General features: G+C 59.4%; 2 protein-coding genes and 1 pseudogene. All 3 read left to right on the forward strand.

Annotation, left to right across the window (positions count from 1 at the left end; genetic code table 11):
- Positions 1-25: 25 nt before the first annotated feature.
- Positions 26-400, forward strand: a complete 375-nt coding sequence (locus tag ACMUOY_RS20435; RefSeq protein ID WP_413894553.1) for an HsdM family class I SAM-dependent methyltransferase — start codon at positions 26-28, stop codon at positions 398-400.
- Positions 397-498 (forward strand): annotated as a pseudogene (locus ACMUOY_RS20440) (S16 family serine protease); the annotation flags it as partial. The gene ACMUOY_RS20435 and the pseudogene ACMUOY_RS20440, both read left to right, overlap by 4 nt.
- Before the next feature lie 18 nt (positions 499-516).
- Positions 517-646: N-6 DNA methylase (locus tag ACMUOY_RS20445; protein WP_413894554.1), on the forward strand; the 130-nt coding region annotated here is incomplete at its 3' end.

The raw sequence follows: 646 nt of genomic DNA on the forward strand, positions 1-646 counted from the left end.
CGTGACCCGGTTCATCGTGGACCGGGTGAATCCCCAACTGCATGAAACCGTCCTGGACCCGGCCTGCGGCACCAGCGGCTTTCTCGCCCATGTGATCGAACACAAGCGTTCCCGGTTCGTCAATTCCCCGGCGGACGAAGAAATCCTCCAGGCCTCCATCCGCGGCGTCGATAAGAAATCCCTGCCCTATATGCTCTGCATCACCAACATGATCCTCCACGGCATCGACACGCCCACCAACATCCGGCACGACAACACCCTGGCCCGCCCCTTGCGGGACTATGCGAACAAGGACCGGGTCCACGTCATCGTGACCAATCCCCCCTTCGGCGGCATGGAAGAGGACGGCATCGAGAACAATTTCCCCGCTACCTTCCGCACCCGGGAGACCGCCGATTGACGGGCATTCCCGTGCATGCTGACGTTGCCATGACCGGGGAAATAACCTTGCGGGGGGAGGTAACCATTATCGGTGGCCTCAAGGAAAAGCTACTGGCGGAATGCAACCTCCATACGATCGTCCGCCTCCCCAACGGCGTCTTCAACCCCTATACGGGCATCAAAACGAACCTCCTTTTCTTCACCAAAGGGCAACCGACGGAACATATCTGGTACTACGAGCATCCCTATCCGGCGGGCGTGAAGA

It is taken from the genome of Candidatus Skiveiella danica, from assembly GCF_022705245.1.
GTDB classification, from domain to species: domain Bacteria; phylum Pseudomonadota; class Gammaproteobacteria; order Burkholderiales; family Burkholderiaceae_C; genus Skiveiella; species Skiveiella danica.